This is a genomic window from Streptomyces sp. Y309 (assembly GCF_056712025.1).
Window position 1 is genome coordinate 47,466 of record NZ_JBWYAE010000002.1, and the last position, 23,461, is coordinate 70,926.

At 67.8% G+C, this 23,461-nt stretch carries 19 protein-coding genes and 4 pseudogenes; 15 read left to right on the plus strand and 8 right to left on the minus strand.

Annotated elements, in window-relative coordinates; translation table 11 throughout:
- Positions 1 to 10: 10 nt before the first annotated feature.
- Positions 11 to 1,447 (plus strand): annotated as a pseudogene (gene dnaK, locus AC0KTA_RS39580) (molecular chaperone DnaK); the annotation flags it as partial.
- A 220-nt stretch (positions 1,448 to 1,667) separates the two neighbouring features.
- Here the strand turns inward: dnaK and AC0KTA_RS39585 are convergent.
- Complete coding sequence (locus AC0KTA_RS39585) at positions 1,668 to 2,294, minus strand: hypothetical protein (protein ID WP_481056796.1); 627 nt, start codon at positions 2,292 to 2,294, stop codon at positions 1,668 to 1,670.
- 55 nt (positions 2,295 to 2,349) lie between these two features.
- Here AC0KTA_RS39585 and istA point away from each other — a divergent pair, with 55 nt between their 5' ends.
- The 4 genes and pseudogenes from istA (at position 2,350) to AC0KTA_RS39605 (ending at position 6,243) form a co-directional block, all read left to right on the plus strand.
- A complete protein-coding gene (gene istA, locus AC0KTA_RS39590) occupies positions 2,350 to 3,942 on the plus strand; it encodes an IS21 family transposase (protein ID WP_481056797.1) in 1,593 nt (530 codons plus the stop codon).
- Positions 3,943 to 3,962: 20 nt separating this feature from the next.
- Complete coding sequence (locus tag AC0KTA_RS39595; protein ID WP_481056798.1) at positions 3,963 to 5,165, plus strand: serine hydrolase domain-containing protein; 1,203 nt, start codon at positions 3,963 to 3,965, stop codon at positions 5,163 to 5,165.
- A gap of 59 nt (positions 5,166 to 5,224) precedes the next feature.
- A pseudogene (locus AC0KTA_RS39600) lies at positions 5,225 to 5,562 on the plus strand (DUF2071 domain-containing protein); the annotation flags it as partial.
- A gap of 246 nt (positions 5,563 to 5,808) precedes the next feature.
- Positions 5,809 to 6,243 (plus strand): VOC family protein, encoded by a 435-nt coding sequence (locus AC0KTA_RS39605; RefSeq protein WP_481056780.1) that lies wholly within the window; start codon positions 5,809 to 5,811, stop codon positions 6,241 to 6,243.
- A gap of 227 nt (positions 6,244 to 6,470) precedes the next feature.
- Here the strand turns inward: AC0KTA_RS39605 and AC0KTA_RS39610 are convergent, their stop codons facing one another.
- Positions 6,471 to 6,716 carry a hypothetical protein gene (locus AC0KTA_RS39610; RefSeq protein ID WP_481056799.1) on the minus strand — a complete coding sequence of 82 codons (246 nt, stop codon included), beginning with the start codon at positions 6,714 to 6,716 and terminating at the stop codon, positions 6,471 to 6,473.
- Positions 6,717 to 7,823: 1,107 nt separating this feature from the next.
- Here AC0KTA_RS39610 and AC0KTA_RS39615 point away from each other — a divergent pair.
- Together AC0KTA_RS39615 and AC0KTA_RS39620 are read left to right on the plus strand one after the other, a co-directional pair.
- Complete coding sequence (locus AC0KTA_RS39615; protein ID WP_481056800.1) at positions 7,824 to 8,951, plus strand: hypothetical protein; 1,128 nt, start codon at positions 7,824 to 7,826, stop codon at positions 8,949 to 8,951.
- 480 nt (positions 8,952 to 9,431) lie between these two features.
- Positions 9,432 to 10,058 carry an HAD family hydrolase gene (locus tag AC0KTA_RS39620; RefSeq protein WP_481056947.1) on the plus strand — a complete coding sequence of 209 codons (627 nt, stop codon included), beginning with the start codon at positions 9,432 to 9,434 and terminating at the stop codon, positions 10,056 to 10,058.
- A 280-nt stretch (positions 10,059 to 10,338) separates the two neighbouring features.
- On the opposite strand, the gene AC0KTA_RS39625 is transcribed toward AC0KTA_RS39620, so the two are convergent.
- A complete protein-coding gene (locus AC0KTA_RS39625) occupies positions 10,339 to 10,611 on the minus strand; it encodes a hypothetical protein (protein ID WP_481056801.1) in 273 nt (90 codons plus the stop codon).
- A gap of 152 nt (positions 10,612 to 10,763) precedes the next feature.
- Entirely contained in the window at positions 10,764 to 11,378 is a 615-nt protein-coding gene (locus tag AC0KTA_RS39630) for a DUF7691 family protein (RefSeq protein WP_481056802.1), read from the minus strand.
- Between the two features lie 191 nt (positions 11,379 to 11,569).
- Here AC0KTA_RS39630 and AC0KTA_RS39635 point away from each other — a divergent pair, with 191 nt between their 5' ends.
- Complete coding sequence (locus AC0KTA_RS39635) at positions 11,570 to 11,842, plus strand: hypothetical protein (RefSeq protein ID WP_481056803.1); 273 nt, start codon at positions 11,570 to 11,572, stop codon at positions 11,840 to 11,842.
- 338 nt (positions 11,843 to 12,180) lie between these two features.
- On the opposite strand, the gene AC0KTA_RS39640 is transcribed toward AC0KTA_RS39635, so the two are convergent.
- Positions 12,181 to 12,405 carry a hypothetical protein gene (locus AC0KTA_RS39640; RefSeq protein WP_481056804.1) on the minus strand — a complete coding sequence of 75 codons (225 nt, stop codon included), beginning with the start codon at positions 12,403 to 12,405 and terminating at the stop codon, positions 12,181 to 12,183.
- Between the two features lie 577 nt (positions 12,406 to 12,982).
- On the opposite strand from AC0KTA_RS39640, the gene AC0KTA_RS39645 reads away from it, so the two are divergent.
- Both AC0KTA_RS39645 and AC0KTA_RS39650 read left to right on the plus strand, forming a co-directional pair.
- Positions 12,983 to 13,372 carry a hypothetical protein gene (locus tag AC0KTA_RS39645; protein WP_481056805.1) on the plus strand — a complete coding sequence of 130 codons (390 nt, stop codon included), beginning with the start codon at positions 12,983 to 12,985 and terminating at the stop codon, positions 13,370 to 13,372.
- A gap of 140 nt (positions 13,373 to 13,512) precedes the next feature.
- Positions 13,513 to 14,058 (plus strand): DUF4240 domain-containing protein, encoded by a 546-nt coding sequence (locus tag AC0KTA_RS39650; RefSeq protein WP_481056948.1) that lies wholly within the window; start codon positions 13,513 to 13,515, stop codon positions 14,056 to 14,058.
- A 410-nt stretch (positions 14,059 to 14,468) separates the two neighbouring features.
- Here the strand turns inward: AC0KTA_RS39650 and AC0KTA_RS39655 are convergent, their stop codons facing one another.
- From AC0KTA_RS39655 to AC0KTA_RS39665, 3 genes are all read right to left on the minus strand, one after another.
- Positions 14,469 to 14,642 (minus strand): hypothetical protein, encoded by a 174-nt coding sequence (locus AC0KTA_RS39655; protein ID WP_481056806.1) that lies wholly within the window; start codon positions 14,640 to 14,642, stop codon positions 14,469 to 14,471.
- A gap of 105 nt (positions 14,643 to 14,747) precedes the next feature.
- Positions 14,748 to 15,425, minus strand: coding sequence for a hypothetical protein (locus tag AC0KTA_RS39660; RefSeq protein WP_481056807.1), 678 nt, complete (start codon positions 15,423 to 15,425; stop codon positions 14,748 to 14,750).
- Positions 15,422 to 16,018: an RNA polymerase sigma factor gene (locus tag AC0KTA_RS39665; RefSeq protein ID WP_481056808.1), complete on the minus strand. Its 597-nt coding sequence runs from the start codon at positions 16,016 to 16,018 to the stop codon at positions 15,422 to 15,424. The genes AC0KTA_RS39660 and AC0KTA_RS39665 overlap by 4 nt, the downstream gene beginning before the upstream one ends.
- Positions 16,019 to 16,727: 709 nt before the next feature.
- Here AC0KTA_RS39665 and AC0KTA_RS39670 point away from each other — a divergent pair.
- The 5 genes and pseudogenes from AC0KTA_RS39670 (at position 16,728) to cdgB (ending at position 23,356) form a co-directional block, all read left to right on the plus strand.
- The gene (locus AC0KTA_RS39670; RefSeq protein WP_481056809.1) at positions 16,728 to 19,310 is read left to right on the plus strand and encodes an ATP/GTP-binding protein; all 2,583 of its coding nucleotides are present in this window, start codon (positions 16,728 to 16,730) and stop codon (positions 19,308 to 19,310) included.
- 95 nt (positions 19,311 to 19,405) lie between these two features.
- Positions 19,406 to 20,219 (plus strand): annotated as a pseudogene (locus AC0KTA_RS39675) (replication-relaxation family protein).
- 508 nt (positions 20,220 to 20,727) lie between these two features.
- Positions 20,728 to 21,072 carry an effector-associated constant component EACC1 gene (locus AC0KTA_RS39680; RefSeq protein ID WP_481056810.1) on the plus strand — a complete coding sequence of 115 codons (345 nt, stop codon included), beginning with the start codon at positions 20,728 to 20,730 and terminating at the stop codon, positions 21,070 to 21,072.
- Between the two features lie 7 nt (positions 21,073 to 21,079).
- Positions 21,080 to 21,718 (plus strand): annotated as a pseudogene (locus AC0KTA_RS39685) (caspase family protein); the annotation flags it as partial.
- A 108-nt stretch (positions 21,719 to 21,826) separates the two neighbouring features.
- Positions 21,827 to 23,356 (plus strand): diguanylate cyclase CdgB, encoded by a 1,530-nt coding sequence (cdgB, locus tag AC0KTA_RS39690; protein WP_481056949.1) that lies wholly within the window; start codon positions 21,827 to 21,829, stop codon positions 23,354 to 23,356.
- Positions 23,357 to 23,461: the final 105 nt, after the last annotated feature.

Here is a 23,461-nt window from a genome sequence, read left to right on the forward strand (position 1 = left end):
TAGGCGTGCCGTGGGCATCGACCTGGGCACGACTAACTCAGTCGTCAGCGTTCTCGAAGGCGGCGAGCCCACCGTCATCACCAACGCCGAAGGCGCCAGGAACACGCCGTCCGTCGTCGCCTTCGCCAAGAACGGCGAGGTGCTCGTCGGCGAGGTCGCCAAGCGCCAGGCGGTCACGAACGTGGAGCGGACCATCCGCTCCGTGAAGCGCCACATGGGCACCGACTGGAAGATCGAGCTCGACGGGAAGCCCTTCAACCCGCAGCAGATCTCCGCCTTCATCCTCCAGAAGCTGAAGCACGACGCCGAGTCCTACCTCGGTGAGAAGGTGACCGACGCGGTCATCACCGTCCCGGCCTACTTCAACGACTCCGAGCGCCAGGCGACGAAGGAGGCCGGTGAAATCGCCGGTCTGAACGTGCTTCGCATCCTCAACGAGACGAGCACAGCTGCACTCGCCATAGAGAAAGACAACGAGACCATTATCGTCTTCGACCTAGGAGGCAGCACCCTCAGTGTGTCGCTGGTGGAGTTCGGAGACGGAGTGGCGGAGGTCTGGGCCACCAACGGTGACAACCACCTCGGCGGTGACGACTGGGACCAGCGCATCGTCGACTACCTGGTCAAGCAGTTCGCCTCCGGCCACGGCGTGGACCTCAGCCAGGACACGATAGCCCGCGAGCGCCTTCGTGAGGCCGCCGAGAAAGCCAAGATCGAGCTGTCCTCGTCCACCGAGACCTCGATCAACCTGCCCTACATCACCGCCTCCGCCAAGGGCCCCCTGCACCTCGACGAGAAGCTCACCCGCGCTCAGTTCCAACAGCTGACCGCGGACCTCCTAGAGCGCTGCAAGACCCCGTTCCACAATGTCATCAAGGATGCCAGCCGCCGCCTCAAGGAATCCGGCGGCCTCTCCATCGACGAGATCGACCACGTCGTGCTGGTCGGCGGCTCCACCCGTATGCCCGCCGTCGCCGAGCTCGTCAAGGAGCTGACCGGCGGCAAGGAGCCCGACAGGAGTGTGAACCCGGACGAGGTCGTCGCCATCGGCGCCGCCCTCCAGGCCGGTGTCCTCAAGGGTGAGGTCAAGGACGTCCTGCTCCTCGACGTGACCCCGCTGTCCCTCGGTATCGAGACCAAGGGCGGCATCATGACCAAGCTCATCGAGCGCAACACCACGATCCCGACCAAGCGCTCCGAGATCTTCACGACGGCCGAGGACAACCAGCCCTCCGTGCAGATCCAGGTCTACCAGGGCGAGCGCGAGATCGCGGCGTACAACAAGAAGCTTGGGATGTTCGAGCTGACCGGTCTGCCGCCGGCCCCGCATGGCGTCCCGCAGATCGAGGTCTCCTTCGACATCGACGCCAACGGCATCATGCACGTCAGTGCCAAAGACCTCGGCACCGGCACGGAACGGCGAGTAACCGTTGGTGGTGACGATTCCGCATGGAACAGCGTTCCAGTAGACCCCAGGGCGCTCCCAGACTGGGTGGAGACGAACACGAAGCATGGGTCTGAGGAAGATCAGGACGTCATGCAAGATTGGTGACTCTCGGTTGCAGGCCAAGGCTCTCGCCCTGGGATTGCAGTCGGGATGCACACAAATGAGAGTCTTGCGGAACCTTCGGGCCCGCCGGGCCATGAGAAGCTGCGGAATGTCGGATTCACCGGCGGCTGACGTCTGCGGCGTAGTCGGCGCCGAAGCCCTGGCTTTCCCGGGTCCAGTTGTATCCGGTGGACTGGTGGAAGCCAAGCAGTCGGCTGATGACGACAGCGGGCAGCTCCCAGGCGATGTCCATCAGCGACGCGTGACGCGCGAGCTGGGGCGGGATGCCGATCGCCTTCAGGCGCCGGCCGAGGGTGTGCGGGTCGATCGGCTGTCCGGGGTAGAGGCTGTGGAACAGCCATTTGGGTTCCTCGATCGGAACGGTGGCTGCGCGACCTTTCCGTCGCTCGGCGAGTTGGCGGATCAGGCCGTCCAGGGGCGCGGGGGTCTCGACGGGGACGCGGCCGAGCTTCAGAGCGAGCGTGTCGCCACGGTCCACGATGTGCTCGGTGGTGAGGCGGCTGAAGCGGCCCACGGGCTGGGCGAACAGCAGCAGGAGCAGGCCAGCGGCCCGGTCGCCTACCTGGAGTTGCTCGTCGTGGACGAGGCGGCGGACCAGGGCCCAGCGTTGGTCCTTGCTGGCTGTGACGTTGATAATCGGCTCCGCCGTGACGGTCTGCGCTGGCCCCAGTCGGTGGGTCGCACGGTCGCATTGAGGGGTGGTGACGGGGCGAAGTGGCCCCACCCTGCCTCTTGCGGTGAGACGGTCTCTGTGGTTTCCGGCAGGGGCGGTGCGGTGGATGTCTTTGTCCAAGCAGGAGTTGTTTGACCGGATCCGGCGGGACAGTTGGCAGCAGATGTCGATTCGGGCCCTGTCGCGGAAGTACGGCGTGCATCGTCGGCTCGTGCGGGAGGCGCTGTCCTCGCCGGTGCCCACGCCGCGTCGCAGGCCGGTACGCACGTCGCCGCGGATGGAGCCGTACAAGAAGACGGTCGATGCCTTGCTGCGGGCTGATCTTGATGCGCCGCGCGAGCAGCGGCACACGGTGCGGCGAATTGCCGCGCGCATCGAGGAGGAGTTCGGCGAGGCAGTCCCGTATCCCACGGTGCGGGACTTCGTGGCGGTCCGGCGCAAGGAGATCGCCGCTCAGGCGGGGGCTCCGCTCGAGGCATTTGTGACCCGGCACAACGCGCTCGGTGCGGATGCCGAGGTCGACTTCGGTGATGTCTGGGTGGACCTGGATGGCAAACGCACTCGCTGCTACGTGTTCGCCTTCCGGCTCGCCTATTCGGGCAAGGCCGTGCACCGGGTGTCGCGTTCGTGCGGTCAGCAGGCGTTCTTCGAAGGCCATATGCATGCGCTGAGCACGCTGGGCGGGGTGCCGGCCGGGCAGGTCCGCTACGACAACCTCACGCCGGCGGTGAAGCGTGTGATCTTCAAGAGCCGGTCACGCGAGGAGAATCCACGCTGGACGCACTTTCGCGAGTACTACGGCTTCACCCCCTTCTACTGCGAGCCGGGACTGCGCGGGGCGCACGAGAAGGGCGGAGTCGAAGGCCAGGTGGGCTACTTCCGCCGCAACTACCTCACTCCTGTCCCGCGAGCGGACAGTCTCGACGAACTCAACGCCCGGTTCGCGCAGTTCGAGGCAAAGGAGGGCGATCGGAGGATCGGGGCAAGGATCCGGACCATCAGCCAGGACTTTGCCCGCGAGTCCGCCCATCTTCTGCCGCTGCCGGAGGCCCCGTTCACCACCGGCATCACGCTGACACCTCGCGTCGACCGCTACGGCATGATCACAGTGAAGATGTGCCGCTACTCGGTGCCGGTCCGCTTCGTCGACCGCAAGGTCACCGTCACACTCACCTGCGATGAGCTGACCGCCTACGACAGGCGCCGGGAAATCGCCCGCCACCGGCGGCTGGCAGGCCGCGGAGCCGAACATCTGGTACTCGACCACTACTTGGAAGCCCTGCTGACCAAGCCCGGGGCTCTGGAACGCTCTGAGGTCCTCCACCAGGCCCGAACCGAAGGCTCCTTCACGGCCGTCCACGAAGCCTTCTGGGCCGGAGCCAAGAAGGCACTGGGCGAGATCGACGGGACGAAAGCCCTGGTCAAGGTGCTATTGCTGCACCGCCGGGTCCACCTGGAACGCGAAGGCGCGCCCCTCGCCGAGGAGGACGCCCGCGTGACCGCCTGTTGGTTACGCATAGCCCGACGCATCAAGGCAGGAGGCACGCCCCCACTGCGCGGCGATCTGATCGCGCCGATCCTCGGGGGTGCGGACTTGCCTGGCGAAATCGAGTTCCTACGCAAAGTAGCCAAGGCGGATACTTCACCCCAGATCCGCCGACTCGCCGCCCACCTGAGTCACTCAATAGAGAAACACTGAGACCGGAGACCTCGTCCGATATGGAAATTCACGGCAGTTGCAGCGACCAGTTCAGCGCAGTGCGGGAGACCCTCGCGGACTCTCTGCGCAGCGGAGCGGACGTCGGTGCCTCTGTGTCGGTCTACCTCGACGGCGAACCTGTCGTCGATCTCTGGGGTGGGTACGCCGACCGAGAACGTACCCAACCATGGCAGCGCGACACCATCACCAACGTGTGGTCCACCACGAAGACGATGACCGCACTGTGCGCTCTCGTTCTCGCCGACCGTAACGAACTCGACCTGTTCGCACCGGTCACGAAATACTGGCCCGAGTTCGGCGTCGCAGGAAAGAACCGCATCGAGATCCAGCACCTGCTCAGTCACACCGCTGGGCTCCCCGACTGGGACCAGCCGATGACACTCGACGACCTGTGCGACTGGGAGAAATCCACCACCTTGCTGGCACGCCAGTCGCCCCGTTGGGAACCTGGCACAGCATCCGGCTACCATCGCTTCACCCATGGATTTCTGCTCGGCGAGGTCATTCGCCGTATCTGCCAGCAGTCAATCGGCACCTTCTTCGCCGAGCACATCGCCGCCCCGTCGGACGCCGATTTCCACATCGGCCTCGCATCTGAAGACGATCACCGTGTCTCCGAGGTCATCCCCGCACCTGGGCCCGCACCCGCGGCCAACCCACGGGTAACCATCCCCGTCGGCGCATACGTGACGGCCCAGGACACCTGGAGCGCTCAGTGGCACCGCGCCGAGATCCCGGCCGCGGCAGGCTACGGAAACGCACGCTCTGTGGCCTCTATCCAATCGGCACTCACCTCCAGCGGCCATACCCCCCGATCGCCCATTCTCTCCGAAGCCACTCGTCGCGCAGTGTTCGACGAGCAGTCCTACGGTATCGATCTTGTGCTCGGTATCCCCCTGCGCTTTGGTATCGGCTACGCCCTGAGCTCAGACGACGCGCCGGTCAGCACAGCCAACCTCCGCACCTGCTACTGGGGCGGAAGGGGCGGATCGCTGGTCGTCAACGACCTCAACGCACGCATGACCATCGCCTATGTGATGAACCAGATGACCCACCTCGGCCTCACCGACCCCCGCGGCCAGAAGCTCCTACAAGCCGCCTACACGTCACTGAACCCTTCTCAGCCTGGGGTCTGGGAGCGATGCCGGAATCAGCGCGAGTGGAGTCATGAGCGGCAGGGCCCCTCTTCGCCCGGCAGGTGATCTCACTCATCAACATCTGGGCACAGGGGTCCTGCTGATCATGCATCGCCCCACGCTCGATGTCCCGCACGAGGCGTCGAGCACAACAGCCAGGCGGCGTCGGGGCAGGTCATCGTGTTGTTTCACGCCGAGGCCCAGACAAGCCCTTAACAGCTGATCCGGCGCGCACCGTGCCGAGCACGCTGCTGACCCAGTCCTGGCCCGACCTGACGTTCTGCACTGGGCCGTTGCCCCCTCGGACGTGGCACCGCTACTGCCGGCTGAGACCGTGCCGGACACACACGAAGGGCTGACCTACGTCGGCCTTGTGGCGTTCCAGATGCACCGGATGGGCTGGTTGAGGGCTCCGGGCATCCCGTACTTCGGCACCTTCCCAGAGGTCAACGTGCGGCTCTACTAGGTGGGCCGGCGGGGTCGGCGTGGCGTGGTCTTCCAGTAACGACATCGCGAACCGCCTCCACCGCGAGGCTCGATTCCGTCAACTCGCAAGCAGTAGAAGCGAGTTGGCGGACAGTTCACCCAATACTGTAGGAGAAGATCCCGAAACGGGACTGCAGCGTCCGCGACTTCATGAGCACCATCGGCGGATCATGAGGACCGGTAACGAACGGCGGCTGTCAGAGGGGCGCAGTACGGTCCTGTCATGGCAGCCAAAATCGATCTGACCCTCGATTGCGCGAACGCACAGCTCCTCGCCGATTTCTGGAAGACGGCACTGGGCTATATCGACGAGCCCCCGCCTGCCCCCTTCAAGACCCGCGAGGAATGGCTCGCGCAGTTCGACCTGCCAGAGGACGATGCCGAGGACGACGGGGCATGGCTCTGCGATCCCGACGGCGTTGGCCCCCGCCTCTCCATCCTCAAGGTCTGCGAACCCAAGACGGCAAAGAACCGGCTTCACGTCGACGTCCGGGTGCCGGGGCACGGCGGCCCCGACGAGCGGTGGGCGCGGATCAAGGCGGAGTCTGAACGGCTGGGGAAGGCGGGCGGGGCCGTCCTGGAGGAATTCGATGGGCACCACATTGTGATGGCCGACCCGGAGGGCAACGAGTTCTGCATCGCCGCAGCCCCGGCCTGAGACCGGCACAGGGCAGGGACACTCCTCGGCCTCTACGGGGTCAGCCAGCTCCCGTACCCCCAGACTGCGGGCAACGATCAACACCGCAGCGGGCAGCGATCTCCTCAGCCCTCAAGCAACTGCTGATCAGTGGCATTCGAGAACACCCGATGAGAGGCCTTCACGGGTTTGGGTAATCGACCGGAGCGCGTTCGCGGAACCGTCTCCGTGACGCCTCAGCGAACGGATCAGGAGTCCTCGTACATCGTCTCGCTCAGAATGTCCCTTGCCATCTCCACGATTACGTCACGCCGTGTCACGTCGCCCGTGGTCGGCGCGGGATAGTCAGCGGGCAATCCGCGCTCCACCGCATCCACGATGTCATCGACCTTGAATGTGATTTCGGTGTCCGCCTGGAGGTGAGCAAGGCTCTCGACTGCCCGTTCTGTGCGGGCGATCAGATCGCAGGCTAGGGACTCATGGTCAACAGTCACGGACAGACGGTAGCCGAAGCCCGAAGGGCCACGGTTCCAAGTTCAGAAACCGGCCCCGAGTCGTGCATGTGCGCGACTCCGCTCCTCCTCTTCGAGGACACCCCCGGAACGCTGGCGGCGAAGTGTTTCGCGGGTTGAGGGCGGGTTGAGCCCGCTCTGACGTGGCGTGCAAATACGCAGGGAGGGCGGGAAGTTGACTGAAGCGGGTTGGTCTCTTCCCTGTGGCTTGCGTGCGGCTCTACGCTCGTTTGGTGTCCGGAGGTTCGTAGCCAGGCCACAGCGCCGTCACCCGGGGGAGACCGTGGACGTCCCGACGTTGATTGTGTTGGGGGCGGCGGGCGGTCTGTTGCGTGGGGTCTTGGACCTGTACACGCGGTTTGTGTCGTGGCAGGCCGATCGCCGCGTCCATCGGCAGATGACCGCCGAAGGGACGGCACAAGGGGTACCCCCGCAGTTCCGGGTGTACTTTGACCCCGCCGTCGACATCGTCGCGGCTGTCCTGCACAGCGTGATGGGTGCCGGGGCCGCGGTGCTGTTCGGTACCACGGGACAGATCAGCGGTGAGTACGCCGCTCTCGTCGTCGGAATGTCGGCGCCCATTCTGCTCACCCAACTCAGTCGTATCCAGACGGTGAACGAGGCGGTGACGGGCGAGCGGCAGTCGGCTGGGGCAGGGGAGGCGGTCGCGGAGACCGGGGTGCCTACGGCTGCCGGTGCCGTGGGCGTGGCCGGTGCGGATGGCACCGGCACTGCAGAAGCCCCCGGCGCCGCAGCGGCCGCCGCGCCGTCCGCTGCTCCGCCCCGAACGGAGCCTGCGTCCGCACCCTCCGTGTCCCCCGCGGACCCGGCCCAGCCTCCCATCTCTGAAGGTCCGCCGCTGCGCGCGCGACCGATGCCTTCCCCCAGGCCGGCTGCCGCGCTCGCGGAGGCTCGCTCGCCGGATCCCGCATCCGACGAGCTCCCCGCGGATCGAACACAGTTCCCGGATCTCACACGCCCCGGGGACACTCCCGTCCCCGCGGACCCGGCCGACGGATCACGACCTGGTTTCGATGGTCGAGGCGCGCCGCGATGGCGGCAGGGACCGGCGTTCGGGGAGGAGGGGCTGTGAACAGCGCTCCGCACCTGCTGAACGAAGACCGCGCGGAGTACGAGCGGATCCTCGACGAGGCCTTGCGTGCCGCGCCCAACCACCCGGATCTGGCCGCCGTGGGCCAACGGCTCAGCCCGGAGCAGCTACGCACCATGGCGCTCAACGCCACCGCACTCATCACGGCGGCCGCGGCGGCCGAGTACCAGCACTATGTGAAGGTCCGCGAAGAGCTCCGTGAGCCGGCGTCCTCGTACAACTTCTCAGGCACGAGGGACTTGTCCTCGCGTGCGGCGTCCTACCTTGTCCCGTCTGCCCTCCCCCGCTCCGGCACTCGCCCGGAGGCCATTGGCCACCGGGCACGGGCAGGTCTGGGCCGCCGGTTCGGCGCGGCCCTCCTGGGTGCCGGACAACCGGTCGGTCGCCGGCTCAGCGACGGAGTCGCTGAGCCGCGGTGGGTCAGGATGTCCTACGGCCGTCGTCTGCTGGCAGCGCTGCTGGGCCTGCGCGTACGCCCGGCGGTACTGACGACGGCGAAGGCCCGGTCGCCGCGTGCGTCCGAGCAGTCAGCGGCCGCCCGCACGCGCCCGGCTAGTCGCGAGACCCCGGTAATGAGCGGGACGGCCGGAGCCGGTGCATTCGCCCTCTTCGCCGTGCTCGCCCCCGTCCTCTCCGGAACCGCTGCCGCGATCTTGTTCCTCATTGGCCTTGCCCTGAAGCTGTTCACGACCGAGTTGGGGCTCAGCCGGACCATGTTCACCGCCGGGTGGTTGTGCGGAGCCGTGGCTGTGGGTGCGTTCGCCGTCTACGCGGTCGTCCTGCGGGCCGCTGCTCTGCGCAGCCGCGGCCGGTCCGCCACGGAGGCCGCGCGCTCCCGCGAAGTGCGCGAGGAGGAGTTGGCCCGGGCCAGAGAGGCCTGGCGGGATGCCCTGCTGGAACGCGGCCTCATGCCCTTCCTGCGAGAGGTCCTCGCCGATCCCGGCACGGCCCCGCGCCGGAACACCTCCTCCCCCACCAGTCGCATGCCGAGCCTCGGCTACCGCCGGCCGGGCTTCTCCGGCCCCGATGCCCCCGGTCCCGCTCCGGCCCCCCGCCCGAGCTTCACCAGTCCCGACTTTGGAGGCTCCGAACACCAGCCGGAGTGAGGCGCTGAAGCCAGGCCGTGCCATCAGCGCGACGAACACGAAAGGCGTGGCGTAGACTGCGTCCGTTTCCCGCCTGGTGCCCTCCACGACTGAAGGAAGGCCTGAGGCCTGTCCCCAGTGGGCCGAAGTCGAACAGCGTCAGGCCGGATCGCGGTGCTCAGGCCGCACCATCTCAAGCCGGACCAGAGACAACCCGCTGAGAAGTTCTCGGCTCACGCACTCGCCGTGCTCCCGTTCGTCCTCCACCGGCACCTCACACGTATCCGGGTACGGGAATGATTGAATTCTCAGAGCAAGCGGCAACTTGCTCGACGCCAACCGCCTCCCAAGGAGCGCAGACGGACGACACCACGCCGAGCCGTCCACGGCCGCCCTCTACTGGCCGACGCAGTTTCCTGGTTGCGATCTAGCAGTGATCGAACACTGTGCTAAGCATGGGCGGTGACGGCTTCCGAGATATCCAGCAGGCCCTTTGATGCGATGCTGTGCGACCTCGACAACGTGATCCGCTTCTACGACATGGCTCCACTCGCCGAGCTGGAACGTGCTGCGGGACTGGCTGAGGGCATCACCGCAAGGGTGGCCTACGCTCCTGAAATAGACCTGCCGCTCCTCCTCGGAAGGATCACCAAAGAGGAGGGGGTGGGCTCCATCGCATCGGCGCTCACCGGCCAGGTACTGCAGGCGCACGCCCGTGAGCTGGCGGTGGCTCTGGCCGATGCTCCGTTCTGGGCCGACAACGCGGTGGTGGCCCTGCTGCACCGGGTGCGGAGACACATGCCCCTGGTCCTGGTGACCAACGCGGCCCTGGAACTGGAAAACGACCTTGAGTCGATGGGGTTGGCGGATCTCGCGGACCACGTCGTCAGCAGCGCCCGGGTGGGACTGGCCAAGCCCGACCGGGAGATCTATGAGATGGCAGCCGAGCGGGCAGGAGTCGCCGCCACCCGGTGCCTGTTCGTGGACGACCGGCTGGAGAACGTCCAAGCCGCCATCACGCTCGGGATGACCGGTGTGCACTACCACCAGCCTGCCGATCTTCAGAAGGCGCTGGGCTTCCTGCTCGATGGCCAGGAAGCCTCCTCTCCTTCAGTGCTGGCCGGGTAGAAGGCCGGGATGACCCGTCCTGAACTGACCCATGCCGAGCGGGAATTGAGGAGGCAGGCCGGAGGTTGGACGGGCCGTGGAACGACGGAGGCGGACACGTCATGGCCGACCGGCTGAGGCAACAGAGGGCTCCGCACAGGACTCAGCGGTGGTGGGCGAGGAAGAGGCCGACGCGCTCGTCGAGTTCGGGCGGCCCACCGCACGCCGCGCGAGCGGTACGGGCGTAGGTCCCCGCGCAGGGAACAGACCGCCTTGAGGGTCCGGGTGGACTTCACCCCCGTCATGGTGTCGATCGCGCGGCCCCAGGTGGTGCACACGCCTGCTCGATGCCGCCCTGCTTGGCCTGCTGCTCGGCCTGGGCGACCATGTCGAGCGCGATGATCCGCGCGTATGTCGTGCCCGGCCTGCTGGCAGCCGCCGTCGCGTAACTGCGGGCGACGTTCGGCCGGTCGCCGAGTGTCTCGAAGACCTTCGCCGTACGCGCGTGGACGGTGACCGCGGGCGGGCCCCACACCAGGGCCCAGAACGGCATCTCGCCATCCACCCCCGCCACGAGCGCGGCGTGGGCCCGGGCGACGTCGGCGAGGGCTCGCTGTCACTGGCCGGTCTTGGCGAGCGCATGTGCGTGGGTGACAGCGAACAGGGAACGCAGCCCCACGCCCCAGCCGACGTGCCGCGACCGCCCCCGAGGCGGTCGCGGCACGCTCACGACTGAAACCCGATCACGCCATAGCCCGGGCGCTGGGCAGCGGCAACGATCCAGCCCACGCAGTCGTCCACCGCCCGGGCCACCTCGGGCTCCCCGGCCGGGCGGCGCCCCGCATCCGCGGCCTCCTGCAGCTGCTCGTCAGCCTTGAGGCACTGCTCGTGCGTCCACTCACCACAGCCCGGGAACTCCGACCACGGCACGCCCCCGGGCAGCCCGTCCGTCATCGCGAAGTCGGCGACCGACACCGCCGTGACTCCCAGCGCGCGCAGGCCCTCGTCCACCATCTCCAGCCAACTCCCGCGGAACGGGCAGAAACTGCTGTTGTCCAGCCGTCCTCCGGTCAGCGACACCAGGCGCTTGTACGCGTATCCGTACTGGAACGCCTCATCCGAGCCGCCCTTGGGAAACGGACCGCCGTACACCACGGTGTGCAGGGCGTCGTACGCCGTCGGAGCGCCCTGCGCGATCTGGTCGGAGAACCAGTCGTCGTCGTGCGCCAGATCGTCGCCGAACTCGTCCCGGATCACCTGCAACAACTGATCGTCACGGGACCCCACCAGGGCTCGGGTAGCCGACACATCCACGAGAAACACGCTCAACGACAGACTCATGAGACGACCGTATCCACCAGCACTGACACCGCCCCACCGGGGCCCGAAAGGCCGTCACAGACCGCTTCTCGGGCTCTCAACTAAGACTGCGAGCGACAGCATCTCCAGTCCAGCCGCCGAGAGGGACGTTCAGCCGCAGAGATCGGCGTGGCGCGTCATTGCGAACAGTGCGGACGACGAGCATGCTGGACATGACCTCACTCAGCAGGGCCGAAGCCATCAAGCGCACCATCGAGTTCGTCGAAGGCCACATCGCGGAGAACCAGGGAACGACCGACGGGTGTGCGAAAAGGCCCAATGGGGCTCGGCCCGTCGGCTATTTCTACTTCGCCGGCATGCTCGTCGAGCAGATCCCCTCGGAGGTCTGGGCGGACTCCGACAAGCTTCAGGCCCGTCTCCGTACGCTTATGGACCAGTTGCCGGCCCCCGATCACCTGACGGAGGACGGGACCATCGTCCTTTAGCTATGAGATGGCTTCCCTGGTGGCGGTCGAGCTGTGGACTCCGCGGGAGTGTGCCCGCAGGCGCTGGTGCAGCTGTTCCTCGGAAGACGTCACGAGGGGTCCTTGGGTGCGGTGACGGTTTGGCCAGCAATGTCGCGGAAGGCGGGCATCGCCCGCTCGTCGAGCTGGGCGAGTTTCGCACGGCTCCGGCGAGGCTGACCTTGAGTCCATCGACCTCGTCGATCCAGCCTTCCTTCTCGGCTTTGGCGATGCAGTCGAGCAGGTTGTCACGGATCCCCACGATGCGATCGCGTCGGCCGGGGTCAGGCCGCAGGAGGCTGCATCGCAGACAGCTGTGCTCATGGACCACGACCACAGCCGCCCAGGACGACGCGGCGGTGTTCGAAGTGGCTGAGGAACTCCTCCCATTCCTCGTCGGTTGGCGTCCGGTGTGCCTCGCTGGGGCGGGTGGCCCGGCGGTGGGCGATGAACACCCGGTGGCCGTTGATGACCTCCTCGGGATAAGCCGCCTCGTGGCCCATGGTGGTGATGACGGTGTTGGCGCAGCGAAGGCCGCCGCCCATAGGACAGGACAGGCGTGCGGAGCAGGTCTGTACGGATGCTGTGACAGGTAAAGCTGGCCCGGCATCGTTGTCGTACCCCAGTGGCAGAGTCCCCTGCCATGGATGCCGACAAGTTCTGGAACATCATCGAGACCGCACGGTTGATGGCGCTCCTTGATTTCGGCCGTGGGCGCTCGGGGAGTTGGTGAGACATGCTCGGTGGATCTCCCCGCCCTTCGGGTTACGGTGCTCGGACGGCACGCTGCGCGAGAACTTGCTGCTGCCCCATGGCAGTCGGTCGAGTTGTGCTCCAGCCTCGTCCTGCGGCTTGGCCACCGAGCCCGGATGGAGCAGTGGCTGCGCGATTTCGGCGACCAGGTGTGCCGAGTGCAGCAGCGCGCCCATTCGGCCGGGCGTGCTGCGATCGACATCCCACCGCTTGCCGCCGCGACGACCTGGCCTCGGCCGTTCTTGAGTCAACTCAAGAACGGCCGCAGAGGTTGGAGGGATGAGTACGGATGCTCATGCGCCCCGCGGTCTTTCCGGCGAGTGTGCAGCCATGACACGATTCCGCCCGGGTCGGGCCGTGAAGGGGGCGATGGTCACCGCTCTGGCCGCCTTTGTGTGCCATGTGATCCTTAGTACGGGGTTCGCGACGGCACGCGCTGAGCAACAGGCCCGTTCCGACGAAGCTTGGGCGGGCATCGACGTGTGGCTCGCCACGTTCGTCCTGGGCACTGTGCTCGCGATGCCCCTGCTGCTGTGGGCGGGCATGCGGATCCTGCGGGAGAAGCACTGCCACCTGCTCGTCATCGGCGGCAGCCTGACCTGGTCCCTTGGAGTCGGGCACGACGTCGACGGCATTGACTCCGCCGAGGGCGGGCTTCTGTCGGTGCCATTGCTCCTCTGCGTCGTCGCCCTGGGAGCTCTCCTGTCCATCCCGACAGGGCCTCCCGACTGGCGCGACCACGAAGCAACGGACGCATAGCCTGAACACGAGAGCCGCACCGCCCACGGGGTCGCCGACCGGCAGGCCGCACCGCTCGAGGCGGTGTCCGTAGGCCAGGGGCCGGTGGGCGGGGAGTTAGGCCGAGCAACTCCGGGGAACTCCGGAGCAAGGATGGCCGGATTCAGGGAGCCTCATCACGGTCGACCAGCACGGCGACCAAGCCCTTCCCTCAGGCTTTGGTCGACCACCTGGCCAGCCATTCCAAGGGCGACATCCTCGAATACGAGGAGCGGTTCACCGAAGCACACGAAGCCCTCTACCGCTGGGACATATGGGCCGCCGCCTACCTCATCGGCGGCGGCTGCTCAGACGACAGCTTCATCAACTTCCGGGCCGGCCTGATCGCGCAGGGCCGAGACTGGTACGAGAAGGCAGCAGCCTCGCCGGACAGCCTCGCTGATCACCCCGACGTCATCGCCGCCGCAGCCGAAGGCGCCTATGAGGCACTCTTCTGCGAAGAGGTCAATTACGCTGCCGGCCACGCGTTCAAACGCGCCACTGAGGAAGAGGCCTTCGACGAAGCCTGGGACCGCTATCGGGCCTCACAAGGCAGCGGAGAACAGGACTCCGCCGACATGGGCGAAGACTTCAACTTCGACGACGCTGAGGAAATGCGCCGCCGCCTGCCCAGACTCGCGGCCCTGTACCTCCGGGCCACGTCCTGATGGAGCAAGAGGCGGTGGGGTCGGGCAGCCGCGCTGGCCGACCCTACCGGGAGGATGCCCGGTCTGTGCCTCGCCCCAAATCCCGAGGGCGGGTGCACACGACCGGCCCGGGACAGGCGCAACGACGGTCGGAAGCGGGAGCGAGGGAACTCAACCCCCCGTCCCCCGCCGGTGTGCCGCGACTGTCCCCAAGACCGTCGCGGCACACCGGGTGTTCATCAGCTCCCATCCCTCCGCTACCGGCGGGCAAGGGCGAGGGTCACGAGGAGGGTGACGCCGGCGAACGTCACCCCCAGCGGGGCCCCGGGCCCAGATACGCCACGTCGGTAGCCCCGCTCGCGACGACGGCCGTTCGTCGCCGCGTCACGACGGTGACTGCCGGCTCGAACACGTAGTCGCGCCGTCTGCCGCTACAGCAGGCGTTCGAGGAGAACGAAGGCGAGGCCGATCGCTCCGGTGCCGAGGCCGTAGCAGGCGCCGCGCAGCACGTGCGCCATGGCGGTGCGCCGACGCCAACCGGTCGCCAACCGGGACGAGGACGGTTTCAGGCTCGCAGAGGGCGGGCGGAAGCTAGGGTCGTTCAAGAGACGTCTCCTCGTGTGGGCGTCGTTGGGGAGTCCGTCCGGCCGGTGGCCTCGGAACCGGTGGCCAGGACCGGACTCCCCTGTCGCTGTGCGGGATGGTGCCGGTCAGTGGCCGGCGGTGAACTCCTGCAGCCGGGCGACGAGCTGGCGGTCGGGCCGGGCGACGATGACCGAGCAGCTCGGGGTGCGCGCGGCGAGGCGGTCGACTTCGCTCTCGAGGCGGCCGGTAGGCGCCAGTGCGCGGGAGCCGGAGCCGTGGCCGCGTACGTACCGGGCGAAGATCTCCAGGCCCTCGAGGAACGCGGCGTCGGGCGGTGCGGTGTCGGCCATGGAGTGGGTGAGCTGGTGGAACCAGTGCCGCGCCCGCCGGGTCTCGCCCACGGCGAGGTGGTAGAGGTGCAGGCCGTAGGCGGCGGCGCGGCTGCCGGCGCCGGCGGCGAGCTGCCACCAGAACTGGGCAGATTCCGGATGCCCCGTCAGGTACAGCAGGCAGCCGAACACCAGGGCCCCTTCGACGTCCATCTGCTCTTCGGTGAGCGGTCCGCCGTCCGGCCCTTCGGCGATCTTGTCGACGTGTTCGGCCGCGCCGGGCTCGTTGAGCACCCACCGGCACACCACGTCCAGGCGCTGTGCGGCCTGTGCGGCCCGGGCGATCTCGGTGGTAGTGGTCAGGCGGGTGGCGTCGGCGGCCAGGCGGCGCAGGCCGGCGGCGACATCGAAGGTCTTGGGGGCTGTGAGCGGGATCTGTGCCTCGGCGAGCAGGGTGTCGATGGTGGTGGTCACTGGTCTCCCTTCTTCTGGCGGTCCTCGGGGAGCTGGAGCTTGATGCGCAGGCGTTCCTTGGCGCGGCGGATGTGGTGGCCGACGGTGCGCTCGTCGATGCCCATGTACCAGGCGACTTTGGAGGCGGGGTAGCCCAGGACGTAGCGCAGCACGATGACTTCGAACTGCCGGCCGTGCAGCTGGCCGATCGCCTCATAGAGTCCGGTGCTGGACTCCATGGTCTGCATCCGGTCCCGGGTGACGGCCAGGGCTTGGGCGATGGGGCCGTTGATGACGAAGGCGGGCAGCCGCCCTTCCAGCTCCACGCGGTCGTGCACGGCGCGGCGCACTATCGCCCAGGCGCCCTGCTCGAGGTTGCCCGCGCTGAGCAGCTCCGTCCAGCCGGCGTGGATCTCCAGGAACACCTGGTGTATGACTTCTTCGGCGGCCGTGCGGGTGCCGAAGTGGACTTCGGCGTAGTCGTGGAAGGCCTCCTGGTGCCCGAGGTAGAAGGCTTCGAAGTCGATCGGGAGATCCAGCGGGACATACATCGACTGTGACAGTGCGGCCCTCTCCTCCCAGGACGTGCTGTCGTCCTGGACGTCGTCGCTCACACGCGCCTCCTGTCGGCGTGGCTCATCGTCGAGGGTTCCTCTCAGGCAGGGACACGGGGGGCGGCGCCAAGTTGCGGGCGCCGACGGCCGGTTGGCCTGCCATCCACCTAAGTCATTCACCGGCCTGATCACTCATGGCACCGCAAGAAAAATCACCCAGCGTCTCCGCACGGAAGCGTTCCGCGATCTTTGGGTGGCTGGATCTGCCCGGCACTATCCCTCTGACCAGCCGTAACCCGCCCGAGGGAGGGCGCGAACACCGCTGCGCATCCAGGCGTGTTCTGAATCACACCCTCATCTCTCAACCCGCGTACGCCAGGCAGGCCCGGCGCACGGCCCTCGCCCCACGCCCCTCGTGTCGTGGCATCAGATCTTGTGTAGCCGCCAGTGGCAGCGGCTGAGCAGACCCGAGCCCCGGCGCCGAGCGGCTGGCCCGCGAGTAGCCCGTGCGCCGAGGGCCGGGCCCGACCACGCGATCGTGCTCCCAACGTGACCTGGGTCGGGGCTGTGTGGTCGACGGTCTGGTCGTGGCTGGCGGGTTCACTCAGGGCGTTGCACGGGCGTGTTCAGAAGTCGCAACGGTGTCTGGCGCCGACGGAGGCACGGCGTGCGTGTTCTGACCGGGGCACGGCGTCGTCGGCCGTGCGTCCTGTGCCGCGACCAGAGCAGGAAGGGGGCCAGCTTGCGCTCCGCAGCGCCGGTGGCGGAGATGACCGCCCAGGAGGAGCGGGTAGTCGGTGTGCTCACCGGCTTCATCAATGCTCTGGGGTGGCTGGCCGCGCACGGGTACCTGCTCGCTCTGGCCGCCGCAGCCGTGTGGGCGGTGGGCGCGCAGGTGAGCCGTCGGCTGGCGGTGCGGGCCTCCGCGGAGCGGATGGCTCTTGAGCTCGTTGCTTCGCGGCATTTCGACCCGGGGCTGGAGGAGATCTTTAGGCGCGGCGTGCAGCTCGCGCGTGCCTCCACGAGCATGCCGTGGTGGGCGCCGCGGTGTACGAGGGCGGTGCGGATCCGCCTGCGCGCGGACGGCTCCAGCCCTTTGTGCTACCGGATCGAGGGGCCGGCCGGGGCGCAGCGGCTGCTGTCCATCACGCCGTTCGGTCCGAATGTGACCGTCACCAGGGCGCAGGCGATCGTGGATGTGCCGCGGGCGCACACGGTTAGGGCGGAGTTCATCCTGCGCGGGAGTCCGGTCGGTCCGCTGCGGGAGGTGCCTTTGGATCCGGATCCGCTGCAGCCGATGGTCGATGCGATGGTGGATCTGCGCGCCGAGCTCGGCGACCTTGCCGAGCTCCGCCTCGATATTCAGCGTGCTCCCAAGTGGGCGCTGCGGGCGCGCCGTCTGCAGCTGCTGAGGGTGGCGCGGCGATCGGAGCAGCGTGAGGCGCAGCGGGCCTCGCGCTGGGTGCGCAAGGACGCGATCGGGATCGAGGATTCGTTCGCCTGGCAGGTGCAGCAGTTGGTCAGCGGCAGGCAGGGGGCCGGGGCCGGTCGGCGGCTGGTCATGGCGCCGGTGCCGCGCCGGGTGGACCGGGTAGAGGCGCTGGGCAAGCTCGCCGAGGACGACCATCTGGTGCGGGTGCAGCTGCTGGTGCTGTGTGCGTCCGATGTCCAGGGCCGTGCCGAGGCGCGGCTGGCTCAGCTGCAGGCCGCGCTCGATGTGTTCGGCGGCCGCGCCCGGTGGGCGATGCGCGGGTGGCGTGTGGGTCCGTGGCGGCTGGGTGCCGACCGCTGGCCTACCCGGCGTCATTTCGATCGCCGGTGGACTCGGGGGCACTGCCATCCGGCGCGATCGTCCTGGGTGCGGCTGGAGGAGTTGACCGGCCTGCTCAAGCCGCCCACCGTGCACTGCCGGCTGCCGCTGCTCGCCAGCGACCTGCCGACGTTCAGCTTCGGCAATCCGCATCTGCTGTTGCAGGGGCACTACCGCGGTCCGGACGGCCGTCGGCGCCTGGTTGCCACCTACGCCGAGGAGACTTTGTTCGAAGTCGGCGTCGGCAAGGCCGGCGGCGGCAAGACCGAGCGTGCCCTCGCGCAGGCGATCGGCTGGGCGCATGCGGGCGGAGGGCTGATCTTCATCGACCCGCACCGCGATTCCTGGCCGCGCGCGATGCCCTTCCTCGCGCACGAGCATCTGATGCAGCGGATTGCCTTGATCGACCTCCACGCGAAAGGCCCTGCGCCGCAGCTGGGTTCATGGAACCCGCTGGGCATGGACCAGGGGCAGGTGGCGCACAGGGTCGTGGCGGCGGTCACCGACGCCTACGCCACCGCACTGGGCTGGGACAACTTCAACGCCCCTCGCGCGATCACCATCCTGAACTCCGCTGTCACCGTGCTGGTGGCTGCCAACCAGGCCGCCTGCCAGGCAGGCCAGCCCGAGGACCAGGCGACGATCTTCCACGTGGAATCGCTCCTCAACGATGCCGCCTTCCGTGCCGCGGCGCTCCGCGCCGTCGCCGGCCATCTCCGCGAGGTGACCCGCTCGTGGTGGCGCACCACGTTCCCCACACTGCCCACGGACGCGTTTGCCGTCGTCCTCAACGGGATCAGCCGCCTGGCCGCCGACCCGGTGACCTTCGCGTTTCTCGGCCAGCCCGTCGGCCTCTACAACATCCGCGCGGCGATGGACCACCGGATGATCGTGTGGGTATGCACGGCCGGCAACGGTCCCACCGACCGCCTGCTGACCGCGCTCCTGGCCCACGACCTACTGCGTGCGGGGCGCTCGCGCGTCGATACACCAGAAGACCAGCGGGTACTCTTCCGCGGCTACTTCGACGAGCTGATCACCTTGACCGGCGCCACCCCCGAGACGATCGCCTCCATGTTCGAGGACTTCCGCAAGTACAAGGTCCAGGTGCACGGGGTGACCCAGCTGCTGGGCCGACTGCCCTCACCTGTGCGGCAGTCCCTGGTCCAGAACGCCTCCACCCTGGCCACCACCGCCGGCTCCAAGAGTGCGATCGCCCCGGTCACCGCCGAATGGGGCGACAACCCCAGCGCCGACCAGGTCACCACCCTCGACCAGTTCGAGCACTACGCGTCCCTGACCGTCCAGGGCCGCCGCATCGGGCCCGTGCCGCTGCGCGGCCCCCACCTCGACGACGTCTTCGCCGACCAAGCCCGCCCCCACCACGTTCGGGCGCTGGAACGATCCGCCCGCGCAACCGCCGGGGCACTCCCCCTGGACCAACTCACCGCGCGCGCCGCCGCCCAGCTCGACCGTGTCAGCGCCTTCCTCACCCAGCAGGCCCCAACCACGCGCAGCACCGCCACGAAGGGATACGAATAACCCCCACGCCCAAGACCCGTGCGCCAGCGGGCTTCACCCTCAGTCCCGCCGAGCCGCTCCCCCACCAGATCCTGGCCACCCTCGCGCAGCACCGCATGGCGACCACCCATCAGATCCACACCCTCCTGCGTCCCGATGCCTCCCGCCAGGCCGTCTCCGAGCCGCTGACCAGCCTGCACGGCGAACGGCTCGTCGACTTCACCGTTCTGCCCCGCTCCCACCACACCCAGGCCTGGTACCTCACACCCAAGGGTGCCCGGCTCACCCGGGACGGGCCCGCCCTGCGCGGCCATCCTCCCTATCCGATCAGCTCGGCGACGGCCGCGTCCCTGAAGACCCCGCACACCCCTCACCGTTGTGCGAACCCACCTGGCCTTCGCCGCCGACGCCCGCCACCGCAGTGACGAACACGGCCACCTGGACTGGACACCCGAGGTCTCCCACGCGATCGGCGAAGGCGAGCGACTGGTGGCCGACGCCGTCATGCACTACACCCTCACCGAGAGCGAACGGCGGCGGAAACTGCGCGCGTTCATCGAAGTGGACCGCACCACGATGAGCAGCGAACGCCTCGCGGCAAAACTGATCCAGTACGCCCGGCTGTGGGCCTACGTGCCCCAGGCCACCGGGCGCCGCCGACCAGCAGCCGCCACAGGCGCTCTGTGGCTGCGCTGGTACCCGGTGTTTCCCAGGGTCCTCATCGTCCTGACCGGGGCCTCGCGGCGCACCCTCGACAACCGGATCAACGATCTCCAGGCCATGGTCGATCAGCATCCGCTCGTGAGCGCCATGGCCGGCGAAGTCCGGCTGGACGACGCCGTTCTCGACGACCTCGAAGACCACAGCCCGACCGACAACGTATGGACGCCCCTGACCGGCGGCGAACACCGCCCGTGGCTCGCACTCTGAGGCGGCCTCGACCAACAACCCCATGCATCCCGACCGGTCCGTTCGCGATTCGTGCTCGACGGGTGCGTGGGCGTCCGCGGCATCCCCTTCCGGGTGATCCGCGCCCCCCGGCTGCCCGCGCACGGTTGAGCTGATCAGGAATTCGAAGCCGAACGGTGCGTCGCTCGCCTCGATGGCCCGGATCCACCGCGGGCTGAATGCCTCTAGGCCAGCCTCGCCCGCCAGGACGCCGAACTCCCTGCTGCTTCACATCAGTCCCACCAGCCTGAACCGGTCGGACCCGTCAGCGTCAATGGCTTTCCACCCTGTGCACCCACCCCTTCCAACAGCGAACACCCGTCCGGCATTTCCCCATAGACCCGCAGCGCGGGGCCGTGCGTGGTCATCTGCCCGCCACCGCAAAAGGCAACCCGCCATCGCGCTGCTCCGCGTATCACGTGGCTCGGGTACGTGTTCGCTCTATGCTGGCGGCTCTACCCAAAACGATTGCGGCGGTGGGTACTTGCAGGTGACCTTACAGATCGTTGACGACACTGACGAGGACAACGCTCAGTCTCTCTACGAGTGGCTGCTCATGGATCGAAGGGTCCGCAGCACCGCGCGTATTGGTCTGACGTCCTCGATGCCGTCTGCCTCCGGTCAGCAGGGAGCAGCGCTCGACATCGTCTCGCTGGCACTGAGCAGCGGCTTCAGTGCCGCCACACTGGGGCTCTCTATCGCTTCGTGGCGGGCTACTCGGCCGCAGCAACCGACGCTCACCGTCGAGCGCGAGGACGGCACTAAGGTGACCGTCACCGGCACGTCACCGGAAGAGGCGCAGCAGCTGGTGGAACATCTGCTCGGTCGGCAGTAGGGAGATCATGTCTAGGCTTCCTGATCCCGAGCGATCTCAAGCCCTATTCATCGGCGTCGACAAGTTCGAATCCCTGGAAGATCTGCCCGCGGTGGGACGCAACCTGGCCACTCTCATCGATCTGTTCGCCGAGGATGTGTGGGGCCTGGGAGCCTCGCGGTGCCATCAGTTGCTCAACCCTGCCTCGATGCGCGAGGTGGATGAGGCCATCTTCCGGACAGCCCAAGCCGCGCCGGACACCTTCCTGCTGTACTACGCCGGGCATGGGCTGCTCGACCTCAAAGGTCGGCTTCATCTAGCCATGCCCGATAGTGACAAGCGATCCGTTCATTCGACGGCGTTCCCCTATGACTGGGTACGCATGGGGCTATCGGCGAGCCCTGCCCAGCGATGCATCGTGATCCTCGACTGCTGCTTCAGCGCTCGCGCGATGGGGGTGCAGTCGTCTGGATCGAGCATGGTGGAGTTGGCCGAAGCGGAAGGCACCTACGTGCTCGCGGCGGCGGCTGAGAACGCTTTTGCCCTGGCCCCGCCGGGCGATCCGTACACGGCGTTCACCGGTGCTCTCGTCCGCGTGTTGACCGACGGCATATCCGATGCGCCGGAACTGCTCGACCTCGACGCCGTCTTCATGGGAATGCAATCCATCTTGAAGCGACAGGGGCGCCCCGACCCTCAATGCCTGGGACGCAATCAGGTGGGCCGTACCTCCTTTGTCAGGAATCCCGCCTACGCGGCGGAAGAGGCCTACAGCCTGCACGAGTCCTTCGAGGAACTTCACACGGCCCGCAGCCTCGCGGACACGCTGCAGACCGTCGCCGACGGCGTGGTCAACGGCCTTGGCTATGAGCTGGCGTGCGTCAATCTCGTACGCCCGGACGGCGATCTCGTCGTCGCCGCCTTCGCGGGCAATCCCGCCGCCGAGGCACTGATCACCGGCCGCGTCGGCTCGCGCGAGTCCTGGGAGCGCCGCCTGACCATGGGCGAGGCCTGGGGCGCGCTGCGCTTCATCTCGTACACGGAGGGCTGGGTCCTCGACGAGGACGACGTGCCGCAGTGGTACACCGAGGGACCCGAGCCCCGCTTCGAGGACGAGTGGCACCCCTCCGACCGGCTCTTCGCACCCATGTACGCGACCGGAGCGGCCGACGGCGGCCGACTGATCGGCGTGATCTCCGTGGGCCGGCCCCACAACGGCCGCAGGCCCGGCCGGGAACAGCGCACAGTACTGCAGGCCTACGCCTTCCAGGCCGCCATCGCCATCAGCAACGCGCGTCTTCGCGCCAATATGCAGCGCGCCCTGGGCCGCCTGGAGCGCGAGCAGCAGGCGCTGCGCGCCAGCGAGAAGAGCTTCCGGCAGGCCTTCGAGTACGCGCCCAGCGGCATGGCCGTCGCCGAGATGGGCGGCGACCAGCACGGCCGCATCCTGCGCACCAACGACGCGCTCTGCCGCCTCCTCGGCCGCCCGGCCTCCTCGATGCGGCGCTACTCCTTCTCCGACCTCGTGCACCCCGAGGACATCGGGACGCTGCTGCGTACGTCGGCGGAGGGCGGGCGGGCCGAGCTGCGGTTCGGGCGCAGGGACGGGACGTACGTATGGGTGTCGCTGCGGAACTCGGTCGTCGCCGACGCCGCGGACGGGCCCCGCTTCCTGCTCACCCACGTCGAAGACATCGGGGAGCGCAAACTCCAAGAACTCCAGCTCCTGCACCAGGTCAGCCACGACCCGCTTACCGACCTCCCCAACGTCACTGACCTACGCAGGCGTCTCTCCGCCAAGCTATGCACGGCACCAGCCGCCTTCCCCCAACCCAACTCAGGCGGCACTGACCCGAACTCCTCCGAAGGGCACTTGCACATCCAGCTCCCCTCCTGCGGCCCGGAGAACGCAGTGAGACCCGCGTTGGACGACGCCAGGACCCTTGCGGTCGTCATGTGCGACATAAGGGGGTTCCGAGCCATCAATGACGCCCTTGGACGGACAGCGGGTGACACCGTTCTCGTCGAAGTGGCCAGGCGGATCACTAGTGTCGTACGCGATGAGTGGACCACCGCCAGGGTGGGAGATGATCAATTCGTCGTGCTTGCCGATACGGTCACCCCGGCCGCCGTCGATAGCTTGGCTGAGCAACTGCGAACAGCGATCGCACAGCCCGTCAGGGCAGAAAGTCAGACTCTGGCAATCCAGGTGAGGCTCGGCGTCACCTGGGCACGCTGCGGCGCGCGTGCAGAAGAAGTCCTCGAAGAGGCCAGCAGGCGCGTACACGCTGAGAAGAGAGCGTGATCGGCATCTCCACACCGTGCCGACGGGCCAGCGCGAGAGCTATGCCCAAAAGAGAAGCGGGTGCCGACACGGCGCCGCACTCGAACCATGTGCCCGGACCGATTC

Bases quoted from the DNA above. Each gene is read 5' to 3' on its own strand.
- istA (WP_481056797.1), top strand. From the start codon at position 2,350: ATGTCTTTGTCCAAGCAGGAGTTGTTTGACCGGATCCGGCGGGACAGT.
- AC0KTA_RS39595 (WP_481056798.1), top strand. From the start codon at position 3,963: ATGGAAATTCACGGCAGTTGCAGCGACCAGTTCAGCGCAGTGCGGGAG.
- AC0KTA_RS39605 (WP_481056780.1), top strand. From the start codon at position 5,809: ATGGCAGCCAAAATCGATCTGACCCTCGATTGCGCGAACGCACAGCTC.
- AC0KTA_RS39620 (WP_481056947.1), top strand. From the start codon at position 9,432: ATGCTGTGCGACCTCGACAACGTGATCCGCTTCTACGACATGGCTCCA.
- AC0KTA_RS39630 (WP_481056802.1), bottom strand. From the start codon at position 11,378: ATGAGTCTGTCGTTGAGCGTGTTTCTCGTGGATGTGTCGGCTACCCGA.
- AC0KTA_RS39635 (WP_481056803.1), top strand. From the start codon at position 11,570: ATGACCTCACTCAGCAGGGCCGAAGCCATCAAGCGCACCATCGAGTTC.
- AC0KTA_RS39640 (WP_481056804.1), bottom strand. From the start codon at position 12,405: ATGGGCGGCGGCCTTCGCTGCGCCAACACCGTCATCACCACCATGGGC.
- AC0KTA_RS39645 (WP_481056805.1), top strand. From the start codon at position 12,983: ATGGTCACCGCTCTGGCCGCCTTTGTGTGCCATGTGATCCTTAGTACG.
- AC0KTA_RS39670 (WP_481056809.1), top strand. From the start codon at position 16,728: ATGACCGCCCAGGAGGAGCGGGTAGTCGGTGTGCTCACCGGCTTCATC.